This window comes from Bacillus sp. DB-2, assembly GCF_003315125.1.
Classification (GTDB): domain Bacteria; phylum Bacillota; class Bacilli; order Bacillales; family Bacillaceae_G; genus Bacillus_A; species Bacillus_A mycoides.
In genome coordinates this window covers 57,891-71,279 of record NZ_QNRN01000013.1, presented here as the reverse complement: position 1 = coordinate 71,279, position 13,389 = coordinate 57,891, and the positions used below count along the sequence as shown (strand labels likewise).

Annotated in this window: 15 protein-coding genes; 3 read left to right on the top strand and 12 right to left on the bottom strand. The window is 34.1% G+C overall.

What is annotated here, in order from left to right; all coding sequences use genetic code 11:
* Positions 1–51 precede the first annotated feature (51 nt).
* The 3 genes from DET63_RS21335 to asnB form a co-directional block, all read right to left on the bottom strand.
* Complete coding sequence (locus DET63_RS21335) at positions 52–387, bottom strand: hypothetical protein (protein ID WP_012260872.1); 336 nt, start codon at positions 385–387, stop codon at positions 52–54.
* Positions 388–432: 45 nt separating this feature from the next.
* Complete coding sequence (locus DET63_RS21330; protein ID WP_002085863.1) at positions 433–792, bottom strand: GNAT family N-acetyltransferase; 360 nt, start codon at positions 790–792, stop codon at positions 433–435.
* 91 nt (positions 793–883) lie between these two features.
* On the bottom strand, positions 884–2,785 hold the full coding sequence (gene asnB / locus DET63_RS21325; RefSeq protein WP_002012706.1) for an asparagine synthase (glutamine-hydrolyzing): 1,902 nt from the start codon (positions 2,783–2,785) through the stop codon (positions 884–886).
* Between the two features lie 217 nt (positions 2,786–3,002).
* Between asnB and DET63_RS21320 the strand changes: the two genes are divergently transcribed.
* Entirely contained in the window at positions 3,003–3,470 is a 468-nt protein-coding gene (locus tag DET63_RS21320) for an Hsp20/alpha crystallin family protein (protein ID WP_002012708.1), read from the top strand.
* Between the two features lie 36 nt (positions 3,471–3,506).
* Here the strand turns inward: DET63_RS21320 and DET63_RS21315 are convergent, their stop codons facing one another.
* Positions 3,507–4,094, bottom strand: coding sequence for an SCO family protein (locus tag DET63_RS21315; protein WP_063219615.1), 588 nt, complete (start codon positions 4,092–4,094; stop codon positions 3,507–3,509).
* A gap of 335 nt (positions 4,095–4,429) precedes the next feature.
* Between DET63_RS21315 and DET63_RS21310 the strand changes: the two genes are divergently transcribed.
* The gene (locus tag DET63_RS21310) at positions 4,430–5,404 is read left to right on the top strand and encodes an MBL fold metallo-hydrolase (protein ID WP_063219616.1); all 975 of its coding nucleotides are present in this window, start codon (positions 4,430–4,432) and stop codon (positions 5,402–5,404) included.
* 188 nt (positions 5,405–5,592) lie between these two features.
* On the opposite strand, the gene DET63_RS21305 is transcribed toward DET63_RS21310, so the two are convergent.
* The 4 genes from DET63_RS21305 to DET63_RS21290 form a co-directional block, all read right to left on the bottom strand.
* Positions 5,593–6,435, bottom strand: coding sequence for a DegV family protein (locus DET63_RS21305; RefSeq protein WP_033707617.1), 843 nt, complete (start codon positions 6,433–6,435; stop codon positions 5,593–5,595).
* A gap of 153 nt (positions 6,436–6,588) precedes the next feature.
* A complete protein-coding gene (locus DET63_RS21300; protein WP_002012715.1) occupies positions 6,589–6,840 on the bottom strand; it encodes a DUF2535 family protein in 252 nt (83 codons plus the stop codon).
* Between the two features lie 328 nt (positions 6,841–7,168).
* The gene (gene tatC, locus DET63_RS21295) at positions 7,169–7,909 is read right to left on the bottom strand and encodes a twin-arginine translocase subunit TatC (RefSeq protein ID WP_113937781.1); all 741 of its coding nucleotides are present in this window, start codon (positions 7,907–7,909) and stop codon (positions 7,169–7,171) included.
* Between the two features lie 57 nt (positions 7,910–7,966).
* Positions 7,967–8,146 carry a twin-arginine translocase TatA/TatE family subunit gene (locus DET63_RS21290; protein WP_113937780.1) on the bottom strand — a complete coding sequence of 60 codons (180 nt, stop codon included), beginning with the start codon at positions 8,144–8,146 and terminating at the stop codon, positions 7,967–7,969.
* A gap of 209 nt (positions 8,147–8,355) precedes the next feature.
* Between DET63_RS21290 and trhA the strand changes: the two genes are divergently transcribed.
* Positions 8,356–9,012, top strand: a complete 657-nt coding sequence (gene trhA / locus DET63_RS21285; RefSeq protein ID WP_113937779.1) for a PAQR family membrane homeostasis protein TrhA — start codon at positions 8,356–8,358, stop codon at positions 9,010–9,012.
* Positions 9,013–9,049: 37 nt separating this feature from the next.
* Here the strand turns inward: trhA and DET63_RS21280 are convergent, their stop codons facing one another.
* The 4 genes from DET63_RS21280 to DET63_RS21265 all read right to left on the bottom strand — a co-directional run bounded on the left by DET63_RS21280 (position 9,050) and on the right by DET63_RS21265 (position 13,385).
* Positions 9,050–9,769 carry a lysophospholipid acyltransferase family protein gene (locus DET63_RS21280; protein ID WP_113937778.1) on the bottom strand — a complete coding sequence of 240 codons (720 nt, stop codon included), beginning with the start codon at positions 9,767–9,769 and terminating at the stop codon, positions 9,050–9,052.
* A gap of 111 nt (positions 9,770–9,880) precedes the next feature.
* Positions 9,881–10,516 (bottom strand): FMN-dependent NADH-azoreductase, encoded by a 636-nt coding sequence (locus DET63_RS21275; protein WP_002141626.1) that lies wholly within the window; start codon positions 10,514–10,516, stop codon positions 9,881–9,883.
* Between the two features lie 238 nt (positions 10,517–10,754).
* A complete protein-coding gene (pbpC, locus tag DET63_RS21270; protein ID WP_113937777.1) occupies positions 10,755–12,740 on the bottom strand; it encodes a penicillin-binding protein 3 in 1,986 nt (661 codons plus the stop codon).
* Between the two features lie 156 nt (positions 12,741–12,896).
* The gene (locus tag DET63_RS21265; RefSeq protein WP_000637202.1) at positions 12,897–13,385 is read right to left on the bottom strand and encodes a dihydrofolate reductase; all 489 of its coding nucleotides are present in this window, start codon (positions 13,383–13,385) and stop codon (positions 12,897–12,899) included.
* Between the last annotated feature and the right edge of the window lie 4 nt (positions 13,386–13,389).

Sequence of the window (13,389 nt, the reverse complement as noted above, 5' to 3'; positions counted from 1 at the left end):
ATTTTATGATAATTGTACAAGTTCCGTTACAAGTACAAATAAAAAACCCCCTTATGTAAGGCGGTTTCTATCGCTTTGCTTTAGCCAATTTAAAATGAATATATACGATTGATAATGGATGTAACGTATGCAAAATAAAAGAAATAAAAGAAATATCCCACCGCCGCTATATAGCAACCCAAACTTCAAAAAGATGTTCAAAAGAGGTGGGAAATACGTTATGTTTTGCAATACAAATAGCATACAAAACAAAATTAAAAATACGGGAATATATTGTAATTCATATGGTCTTCTCTTCTTATACATTCTTTTCCGAATAAAAGTCTGGCATAGTTCTGCTACTATAAAACAACCTCCAACTAATACAAGACCAGAAGTTATCGTCATACGTCCACCTACCTTATATTCATATCATCACCTAATCAATATTCACTATATTTTCTTTACATATATTCCATTTCCCTCAATAAAACCAGATCCCTCTATGAAAGATTTAGCTTGTTCCGTAAACATCTCTTGCAATACTTTTATTTCTTTCACATTTCTCTGTTTCATCATTTCTTCAAATGTAAAATACGTATTTGTCCCGTATCCATAACCTTGATAATCAAAATGAATAATTAACTGTGACAAAATAGCACTCTCTTCTTGAACGCTATAATCTATTACGCCAATATATGTATCATCAACTTTTACACAATACTGAACCTTTTTCTCATCTAAGCTGTGTGAATGAAACATTTCTTTTACAGCGCTTTCATTTTCTGTATTTACTTTCTCAAACGTAATCATATGTTGTCCATCCTTTTACTATTATTGTATCAATAATAAATGCAATTTATGAAAAAAACCTTAAGATCGAATGCGACCTTAAGGTTTTTTATTAAACTAAGCTATACGCACGCTTTGTTTCTTCGTGGAACTTATTCGTATCGTATTTATGCTCAACATAAATTTGATGCCATACCATAAACGCAAGTACAGTCCAAATTTTACGGCTATAATCGCCTTTATCTGCACAATGTGCTTCCAGTAAGTTTAATACATACTGTTTTTCGATTAAATGCTCAGTTTTGCTTTCTTTAATAATATTTACAGCCCAATCGTGCATTTCATCTTTTAACCAGTGACGAATTGGTACTGGGAACCCAAGCTTTTTACGATCTAACACGTGATCCGGAACAATTCCACGAGCAGCTTCACGTAATATAGCTTTCGTTGTTCCGTTTGCAATTTTAAATTCTGTCGGAATTTTAGATGCAACGTCAAATACTTCTTTATCTAAGAACGGTACACGAAGTTCTAATGAATTTGCCATCGTCATTTTATCAGCTTTTAATAAAATATCGCCGCGTAACCATGTGAACATATCAATGTACTGCATTTTACTTACATCATCATAATCTTTAATTTCGTTATACAATGGTTTCGTGATATCCATATAGTTAACACTTTCATCGTAATACTTCATTAATTCAGCTTTCTCTTCTTCACGGAAGATTTTCGCATTTCCATAGTAACGCTCTTCGATTGGCGTACATCCACGCTCTAAGAAGCTTTTTCCTTTAAACCCTTCTTTAAGAGCACCACTTAATGCCTTTAGAACACTCTTTCCTGGGCTAGGAATGTAAGAGAACATTTTTAACGAGTTTGGCTCACGATAAATGTTATATCCACCAAATAGCTCGTCTGCACCTTCACCAGAAAGAACAACCGTTACATGTTTACGCGCTTCTTTCGCAACGAAATACAATGGTACAGCTGCTGGATCCGCTAAAGGATCATCCATATGCCAAATGATTTTTGGGAACTCATCCATAAATTCTTGCGCTGTAATGAATACGTTATGGTTTTTAACTCCTAATTTCTCAGCAGTTTCTTTCGCAACATCAACTTCACTGAAACCACGTTGTTCGAAACCAATAGAGAATGTTAATAGATTTGGATTCATTTCTCTTGCGATAGAAGCAATAATAGATGAATCGATACCACCAGATAAGAAAGAACCTACTGGTACATCACTACGCATATGTACTTTTACAGAATCGTATAATACATCACGAATTGCTTGGATATGCTCCTCTTTCGTTGCGCTTGAAGCGTTGAAATAAGGATTCCAGTAGCGATGGATTTCCATCTCTTTACCGATTTCTTTTACGAAGTAATGACCAGGCTCAATTTTGTTAACATCAATTGTTAATGTTTCTGGCTCTGGACCATATTGGTACGTAAAGTAGTGTTGTAGTGACTTTGGGTTTACCCCTTTGTCTTCCATTACATGCATAATACTTTTCTTCTCAGATGCGAAGAATGTAGTATCGCCTTGTTGTGCGATGTATAAAGGCTTAATACCGAAGTGGTCACGTGCACCGAAAAGTGTCTTTTCTTCACGATCCCAAATCATAAATGCGAACATACCACGAAGGTAGTCTACACATTTTTCTTTCATATGTGCATACAATGCAATGATAACTTCTGTATCAGATTGTGTAGCAAACGTTGCACCTTTTTCAAGTAACATTTCACGTAGTTCTACATAATTGTAAATTTCACCATTAAAAATAATTACATATCGATCATTTTCATAAGTTAACGGCTGATGTCCTGCCTCTAAGTCAATGATACTTAAACGGCGGAAGCCAAATTGTACATGTTCATCACGAAAATATCCTTCGTCATCTGGACCGCGGTGGAAAATCATCGTGTTCATATTTTCAAATTGATGTTTTTCTGTTTCTGAAAACTCTCTAGGGTTTTCACATAAACATCCTACAAAACCACACATACTTCTTACCCTCTTTCAGTTTTCATTCTGTCTCAATACTACTATATCAACCCTATTTATACTAGCATAATCAACTGAATATGGCGACCAAAAACTATAAAAAACTCACTCCATTTCACATTTTTAACATTTTTTTATGAAAACATGAAAACTAGGCACTCACCTTTCTCCGCTTTTGTCATATGATATTGCAAATTGATTTCTAGGAGGTAATACCATGAGTGAAGAAAAAAAAGATTCTTCTCGCCCACCAGTTCGTAATTATTTAAAACAAATTGATGATTTTTTCGAACAAACGCCTCTTCGTGGCGTAATTGCTGATTTAAATCATTTTTTCCAAAAAGGAAACCGTTTATTAACATTCCCAGTAGATTTATACGAAGTTGGTGACGAACTCGTCGTTACAGCCGAACTACCAGGTATACAAAAAGAACAAATTCAAATTGAAATACAAAGCGAATACTTAAAAGTCTCTGTAAAAGAAGATATACTTGAAGAGACGGAAGAAGAACAAACATCTCATAACTATTATCGCCGAGAACGTTCCATTTCAGAAGCGTCAAGAATTATTAAGTTACCATATTTAATTAATAAAAAAGCAACGAAAGCTTCTTATCAAAACGGTGTATTAGAAATTCGCGCACCGAAATTACCACAACAACATGACATATTATCCATAGACTGAATACTAATAAAAGAAGGGTGCTTAGCACCCTTCTTTTTAATCAGCTAATCGCTTCATATCACGTATAATATCTTCGTATGGCGTATTGCTAATGCCACTATATTTTTTCATTACTTTTCCATTTTGATCGACTAAGAAAAATGATGTACCGTGTATTACTTGCCCATTCTCTGGTTTATCTACAAGCGACTGGAAGTTATCTTTTGAAAACTTTGTAATATCCTCCAGTGAATAACCAGTTAACAAGTTCCAGTTACTTGTATCCTCTGTAAACTTTTGAATGAATGCTTTCAAATTTTCTGGTTTATCAAGTTCAGGGTCTACACTAAACGAAACAAACTGAACGTCTAATTTCTCTTCCTTAGCCATTTTCTGTAATTTCGCCATATTAGCAGTCATTGGCGGACAAACTGTTTGACAGTTTGTAAACATGAAATCAGCTACCCAAACTTTCCCTTTTAAATCTTTTGTACCAAACGGCTTTCCTTCTTGATTTGTAAATTGGAAAGTTTCCAAATCCCAGTTTAACGGTTTACGGAGTTTTGCCCCTGAACTGCTACAACCTGAAAGTACAAAGAGACAAAATACAACCATAAGACCAATTAACTTTTGATAACGCTTCATTATTAAACCTCTTTTCTCTATCCTTAATTTATGTAAGTTATGTATATCATAACAAAAGTAAACACTATGAGAAAATTGTTTACATCATTTGTTCACGAAATCGTACGAATTTACGTATGTTACTTCTTTATTTCAAGCGAATTACTAGACAAAATATATTTTACTACTATTATTTCTCTAACCATTATTTGCGAAACGAAGTTCATTGTTAAATTTGTAAATAAATTCCCCTATTTTTTTACAATTACTTAAACATTAATCCATGTTAAACACTGTATTCCTTAACAACATTTCGGTACAATACAACTACAACGATTTTAAATGAGGTGATGTTCATGGCAAAGCGCTATGAAAATATGGATAATGCAAGTACAAAAAAATCAATTCGCTCCTTCTTACGTTGGCGTAAAGAGAGAAAGCAAAACAAAAAAGACTTTTCTTTTCTAGTAGAACAATCACCTGTTAAACAAAGTAAATTTCTACTAAATAACTTTGAAAAAACGACTGTCACATGGATTGGTCATTCAACTTTTCTCATTCAAACGAACGGCTTAAATATTTTAACAGATCCAGTATGGGCAAATAAATTAAAGTTAGTTCCACGACTTACTGAGCCAGGGCTCACTATAAAAGAACTACCTAAAATCGATATCGTTCTTATTTCACACGGTCATTACGATCATTTAGACTTTTCATCTCTTCGTCAACTAAATGATGATACCTTATACCTTGTTCCTATTGGGCTAAAAAAATTATTTACTCGTAAAAAATTCACCAATGTAGAAGAATACAACTGGTGGGAAAGTACAACAATTGATGAAGTCTCTTTTCACTTCGTACCTGCCCAGCACTGGACGAGAAGAACATTATTTGATATGAACACCTCTCACTGGGGAGGATGGATCATTGATAATATGACTTCTTCAGAAACCATTTATTTTTGTGGTGATAGTGGTTATTTCCAAGGATTTAAAGAGATCGGCAAACGTTTTTCAATCGATATTGCACTTATGCCAATTGGTGCCTATGAACCAGAATGGTTTATGAAAGTGTCTCACGTTTCACCAGAAGAAGCTGTGCAAGCGTATCTAGATATAAAAGCTACACATTTCATTCCCATGCACTACGGTACTTTTGCTTTAGCAGATGAAACACCAAGGGAAGCAGTAACACGACTACGAAATAACTGGAATTTACGAATGCTACCGTGGGAACAACTACATGTTCTCTTTTTAGGTCAAACCTTCACTTATAGCCCTATTGTCCCAGTTAAAGAACCAGTAAAAATCACAGAAACTTCTCATGTATAATAGTACTAATTTTTGCCAGTAATTTATCATATACTTTAAAAAATTGAAAAGGGTGTTTTCCATGAAAGATTATTTACAGACTCGCTATATAATTAGCGGTAGCGCCTGTATTGCCCTTCTCATTTCTTATTTTCTGTCCTGAAATAATAAAAAAGCTACTTGAAAATTCATTTCAAGTAGCTTTTTTATTACTCTGCTAAATACATAAAACCAATTGCTCCTGGTCCTGTATGAGTACTGATAACTGGTGTTGTATAGAAAATCTCTGATTGAGTGAATCCATTCACTTTTTCAACAGCAGCTTTTACACTTTCTGCTAAAGGAATTGCTTTAGCATGTGGAATCGCAACAGCTTTCACCACTTTTCCAGCAGTATCTTCCTCGAATAGTTTAGCCAACGTTTTTACAATCTGCCCTTGGCTACGTACTTTCGTTACCGGATTATATACGCCGCCTTCTAAACTTGCAATTGGTTTAATATTAAGTAAAGAACCAATAAGTGCCTTACCTTTACCGATGCGTCCACCTTTTACTAAGTTTTCTAATGTATCTACGACAACATATAAACGAGTATTCTTTCTTACTTCATCAATACGTTTTAAAATATCTTCTAGTGAGCATTCTTCTTTTGCCATTTTTGCCGCTTCAATTACTTGATATGCTAAAGCATGTGTAATAAATTGAGAATCAACAACTGTTACTTTTGTATCTGTCATTGATGCAGCGCTATTCGCTGTTGCGACAGTACCGCTCATTCCACCTGTCATATGAATGGAAAGTACTTCACTTCCATCTTCGCCTAGCTTGTCATACATTTCTACAAATGTACCCATAGCCGGTTGTGATGTTTTTGGTAATTCTTCTGATTTAATCATTTCTTCAATAAATTCATCCGGTTGTAAATCAACGCGATCTAAGTATGTTTGTCCATTTACAGAAATAGATAATGGTAAAACATGAATATCATACTTCTCAATTATATCTTTTGATAAATCTGCCGTTGAATCTGTTACAATTTTAATTTTTTGCATATTATATTCTTCCCTTTCCAATACGCTCTCCCTGTTATTATACTAGCATTCCCGATGCTTTCAACAATTTCGAATGAATTTCACCAAATTAATTATATTTTTATACCTAAAATAAAAAAGACAGAGCCTATCTAACTCTGTCCCTGCTGTATATTATGCATTCTTTTCAAGAGTATTTGTCTTATATACATTTGAATAATCATTCCACTTCAAACAACTTTGTAAATATTCACGGAAAGAGTACGAGAATCTTGGGTTTTTATGTTTTTGAATTTTCGCAATAAACAATTGAAGACGAGACTGAATTAGAAACGCTAATGGATGCTGTGTTTGTAGGACAGGGATTTCAAATATTTTAATACAATTCCCTGTTGCATGAGTGAAATAAAAACTTTTCGTAATCACAATATCAATCCTCTTTTTCGTTGGATTTTTGAACTTCCTCCACTTTATTCTTTAACACGTTTTTTAGTGTAGGTTTCCTATGAATACTAAAATATCCTTAAGCTGCCCCATTTAGAAGTTAATACTTCATTTATATCCACCTAATTCGAACCCTGTCCTATATATCCTTTGAGACGGGAGTCTTATTACCCATATATAGCTTGATAACTTCAGTATAAACTTATAAAAATGAAAAGTTTGTCTAAATTTTGGAGATTCTATAATTTTTTCCTTCTATATATTGTATACAATTATAGCTAGAGTATAACAAATAAATTAAAAAGTGCCTTTATAACGAGGCACTTTTCGACTGTATTTCTTCTCTTTTCTGTTTTCGTTTACTAACTATCTTTGATAAAGCGATACTGATTTCATAAATACAAATAAGCGGTACCGCTACTAAACTATGTGATAAAAAATCTGGCGGCGATATACATGATGCAATTATAATCAACACGACATAAGCATATCTTCTTATTTTCTGAAGAAATTCTGCCGTTAGAAGACCTATACTCGTTAAAAACATAACAACTACAGGTAATTCAAATATAACAGCAAACGGAACTGTTAAATTTAATACGAAATGAAAATATTTTTCCGTTGTAAACATCGTATTAAACATCCCATTACCAATTGTAGTTAGGAAATGAAATAAAAATGGCATGACGATAAAATAACCGAAAGATAGGCCTGCTATAAATAATATAGACAATACCGGTATATACATTAATGTCATTTTTTGTTCATTGGGATGTAAACCTGGTTTTACAAATAACCAAATTTGTATCGCAGCAAAAGGAATTGTACAAACGATAGCAAATACTGTAGCAATCGAGAAAAAAATCCACAACACATCACTTGGACCGAGAACAGTTAATTTCATTGGTAAATCTTTTACAAGCCAAAAATAAATATCCTTCGTAAAAGTAAATCCAATAATTAAAAATAATACAAAGGATAATACTGTATATATTACTCGTTTGCGAAGCTCAACAATATGTTCTACTACGCTCATTTCCCGATCTTCCATCTCGTTCACCACACTTTATTTATCCATTCCGAGAAAAACTTCAGCATATTCTTTTATTTATTTATTTTTTTCTTTCTCTTGAAATGCCTCATCAGTCAATTCTTTTGTTGATTTTTTAAATTCTTTTAACGTTTCCCCTAAAGCTTTCCCAATTTCCGGTAACTTTTTTGGGCCAAATAAAATTAACACTGATACTAAAATTAAAATTAACCCTGGAAAGCCAATATTTGAAAACATTTCCCCATCCCCTTCATAAGTAGATTCCTTGTCCTACTATTCCATAAGTTCATTTTGTCAAAAAATTTCGCAAACGTCAATGTATCCGTTGTCTTTTGTCAAAAAAATTCGAAAATATAATCAATTGAATATCATTTTCTATTCCTTTTGTATATGATATGGTTAAGGAAAATATAACTTATCTCAATACAGTGAAAGGAATTAACATTATGACGCAAAAAATTAAAAGAATGACCCAATTTGTAAAAGAAGAAATTGCGAATGCAATTACCCATGGTATCGGTGCCATTTTAAGCATCCCTGCCTTAATCATATTAATTATTCATGCTTCCAAACATGGCACAGCATCTGCTGTTGTTGGTTTTACCGTTTATGGCGTAAGCATGTTCCTACTATACTTATTTTCTACACTGCTACATAGTATCCATCATCCAAAAGTAGAAAAGTTATTTACCATTTTAGATCACTCCGCCATATATTTATTAATTGCCGGCACGTATACACCATTTCTACTCATTACACTGCGTGGCCCGCTCGGTTGGACTTTACTCGCAATTATTTGGACCCTTGCGATTGGTGGAATTATTTTCAAAATCTTCTTTGTTCGTCGCTTTATTAAAACATCAACATTATGTTATATCATTATGGGTTGGCTCATCATCGTTGCCATTAAACCCCTTTATGAAAATTTAACCGGTCACGGCTTCTCACTACTATTAATAGGCGGCATTTTGTATTCTATCGGAGCTATATTCTTCCTTTGGGAAAAGCTTCCGTTCAATCATGCCATTTGGCATCTCTTCGTACTAGGCGGTAGTACAATGATGTTTTTCTGCGTACTGTTTTATGTCTTACCCGCAGCATAAAAAAAGTTTCAGCTTGTTTAAGCTGAAACTTTTTTTATTACTTATGTAATTGAGATGCAATAATATCTTTTGTATGCTGGGTTAACTCTTTAGCATCCATACTTGTATATTCTTCAGGTGTAATTGGCTTAGAAATCGTTACTGTTGCATGAGCTGGTTTCATACGATTTCCATTCGCTTCAAACATTTTATATGTACCATCTAACGTTACAGGTAAGATTGCTACACCAGATTTTACTGCTAGGTGAAAACTACCCGCTTTAAACTCTCCAATTTCGCCACCCTTACTTCTCGTTCCTTCAGGGAAAATTACGATAGAATGTCCATTCTTTAATAGTTCAATTCCATCTTTAATTGCCTTAAGAGATTGACGGCGATCGCTGCGGTCCATGAACACACAATTCATTAGTTCCATCCATGTTGGTACAACCGGAAACTTTTTAATTTCCGCTTTTGAAACGAATCCAATTGGCTTATTTAAGTAACCTAGTAAAACAGGAATATCCATATTACTTTGATGATTACTTACAACTAGCACCGGCTTGTCTTTTGGAACATTTTCAAGTCCCTTTACTTCTACAGTCGATCCAGTTACACCCACCATTTTCTTACCAAACCAGTTTGTTGTTTTATACACAACACTATCTTTTTCTTGCGGTGACATCGCATTTGCTTTTCTTTTTATACGCCACAACCTTGGTGTAATCGCAATTACGATTAAAATTAAATAAAAGATTTTAAAAAACGTTTGAATCATACAGAACCCCCACCTATTATCATTCCGACCTTCATTATACTAGACAAACGAAGGAAAAAGAAGAAAAAATGTCCAAACAACAAGTGTTTGGACATTTTGAAGTTTTCTATATTAGAAACGTTTTGCTAATTCGCGTGCACTTGCAATTGCTGCTTCTTTAATGTCTTGTGCTTTTTCAGGATTTGCATTCATTCCTTCAACTGCAATATATTCAGTGTCTGATACACCCATGAATCCTAATACCGCATTTAAGTGATTGCGACCGAAGTCCATAGATGCGTATGCTCCTTCAGAGTAAACGCCGCCTGTAGCTTGAATATGAAGTGCTTTTTTGCCTTCTAGTAAGCCAACTGGACCATTTTCAGTATATTTGAATGTTTTACCTGCGATTGATAAGTTATCTAAGTATGCTTTCACTACTGCTGGGTAGCTGAAGTTCCACATTGGAGTCACGAATACATAACGATCTGCATGCATAAATGTTTCTAAGTTATTGTTCATTGCTGCAACTTTTTGTTGCTGATTTTCACTTAAAGTTTCGAATCCTTCGCCTGCTGCAAATTTCCCCCAAGCAGCGAATACGTCTGCATCGATTGCTGGTACAGTTGTATTGAATAAATCAATTGTTACAACTTCGTCTTGTGGATGTTCGTTTTTATATGCTTCGATGAAAGCTTCTCCTACTGCCATACCGAAAGAACCTTCTGCTGAATTTGGATTTGCTGTAATAAATAGTACTTTTGTCATTGTATTATCTCCCTTTTTTAAATTTATCTTTAGTTTGAGATTTATTATTTTATAGTAAATAACTTACCTTATGTAAGTATAATACAAAAAGTTTTAATGACTGTCAATAAAAATAGCTACTTTTTTTTCGTAAGTTAATAAGTTATATTATTTCAGTTAGTTTTTGTATATAAATATTAAGGTTTTAATCAAATAAAAGACTATCTCCATATTTCATGGAGATAGTCTTCTTCAATTATTACTTTTGAAAAACATGTTTCACTTTTTCAGCCGGAATATTACTTCCACCTCTACCTTTTACATCTTCAATCATCATTGTAATGACCATATCAGGTGAATTTAAATCAAACGCAGCGAACCAACCTAGTTCTTTTCCTTCTGCCTCTTTTGATACTTTTAATTCTGCTGTTCCTGTTTTACCAGCAAGAGTCATACCATCAATTTTCGCAATTTTCCCCGTACCATCTGGATCGTTAATTACTTTCGTTAAAGCCGTTTTCAATATATCTTGATTTTCTTTAGAAATCACGTTCTCTTTCCAAGTTTTTGGTTGTTTATCTGTTTTAATAAGATACGGTGACGGAATCTTTCCATCATTTACAATCGGTGCATAAGTTAAAGCTAAATGAAGAGGAGTCATTAAGACTTGTCCTTGTCCATATCCTGTATCTGCCATTTGAATATCATTTTTCATGCCATCATTTGCGATTTTAGAAGCTGGGAATCCGTATTCAATTGGTAATTTCTCATCAAATCCGAATTTTTTCGCCTCAGCCATAAATTTATCTTTTCCAATTTTCAAAGCTTCTTGTGCGAAATAAATATTATCCGAGTACTTCATTGCCTTATCAAAATCAATCGGATTTGCATCTTTTACACGTGTTACGTAATAATTGCCCCAAGAAGAATCTTTCGTCCATTTCAGTCCTTCTATTTTCAATTCTTCTTTTGGATCGATTGTTTTTGTTTCAAGACCAATTGCACCTGTAATTGGCTTAAATACAGAACCTGGTACCGATAATTGTGTAAATCGATTCGTCATCGGTTTTTTCGGGTCATTATTCCAAGCCTCGCGTTGTGCTTTTGATGTTCCTCGTGCAATTAAATTAGGATTATAAGCTGGACTACTTACAAGAGCAATTGTTTCTCCACTTTTCGGATTAATTGCCGCACTTGAACCAGCTTCTCCCTTCATTTCATTATACGTTTTTTCTTGAACAACACTATCGATAGTTAAAGTTACATTTTCTCCATCAACAGCATCTGTTTTCGCTAAATTTTTAATTTCTTTTCCTTGTGCATCTTCCATGAAGACACGGCCACCTTTTTTCCCGCGTAGCTGTTCTTCCAATACTTGCTCTAATCCAGCTTTACCAACTGGATCATCGGCTTGATAGCCTTTCTTTTGAAGCGTTTTTAAATCTTCAGCATTTACCTTTCCGATATAACCAGTTAAATGAGCTGCCGCTTCCCCTAACGGATATGTACGAACATTTACTGGTTTTGTTGAAACACCTGGTAAATCGATGTACGTATTTTGCGTTGCCCCATCAGGTAAAATTCCAATTGGTACGAGATACCCTGGTTTTACCCATTTAGCAGCTAGTTTTTGATCAATTTCTTCTACAGACATATTTAACAACTTCGCTACTGTTTCTTTCGTTTGCGGAGCAGTAGCGTCTAATTTTTCTGGAACGATTCCGATCTCAGAAGCTTTCCCATTCGTCGCAAGACCTTTTCCATTACGATCGTAAACTTCACCACGTTTTGGTTGCGTCGTTTGCATACGCACTTTACTATCTTTTGTCATGCCAGGGAAAATAAAATCAGGAGTCCAATCTATTTTCCAAGATTCTTTATCGCCATCTTTTTCTTTCACCATTTTTGCTTCATGGCCAAAAGAGATATTACCACCAACTGTATCCATACTTACTTTAAAAGGAACAGGGCCGTTCTCTTTCTTATCCTCTTTTACTTCGCCAGTCTCTACTTTTAAGTTTTTCACTTCTATACCTGCATAAATTTTTTCATATTTCTCTGTGAAATCTTTTTTAGAAATATTCTTTTTTGCATTTTCTGATAATTGATCATACATATCAGCAAATTTTTTCTTATTCCATGCTTTTGCATATGTATCAAACGCTTCTTGTGGTTTTTCTTCTTTACCGCATCCGACTAGCATTAATGCAAAGCAAAGAAAAAGAATCCCCCATATTTTTCTCAACCGATTCTCCTCCTCTTTCTATATGAATACTTTTGAAAATTTTAGCATTTTTCACATGCTACCTTTCATTATAGCACTATTGAATATCATCTATAAACTTACATTTATAAATACAAATAAAAAAATTGATGCGAATACTCACATCAATTTTTATTATTATTGTTGTTTCTCGTATACATGGTAATAATACGTATACGGATTTTTTTCATCCGTTAAACCTTTTTCTACAAAAATCTCTTTCCAATTTGTCATATCCATTTCTGGGAAGAATGTGTCCCCTTCAAATGCGTGGTGGATTTTTGTTATATATAACTTGTCTACATAAGGTAAAAAGAGATCATAAATTTGCGCTCCGCCAAAAATAAAAATCTCTTCTTCATTTTTACATAGTTCAAACACTTCCTCTACAGTATGAGCTACTTCGCAGCCTTCTACATGATACCCTTCATTACGAGTTACAATAATATTACGTCTTCCAGGCAATGGTCTACCAATTGCTTCATAGTTCTTTCTCCCCATAATAAGTGGGTGACCCATCGTCGTTTTCTTTACATACTGTAATTCACTCGGTAAACGCCAAGGTAAGTTATTATCTTTACCAATTACTCTATTCTCGTCCATTGCGACCATAAATGAAACAATCATCTTG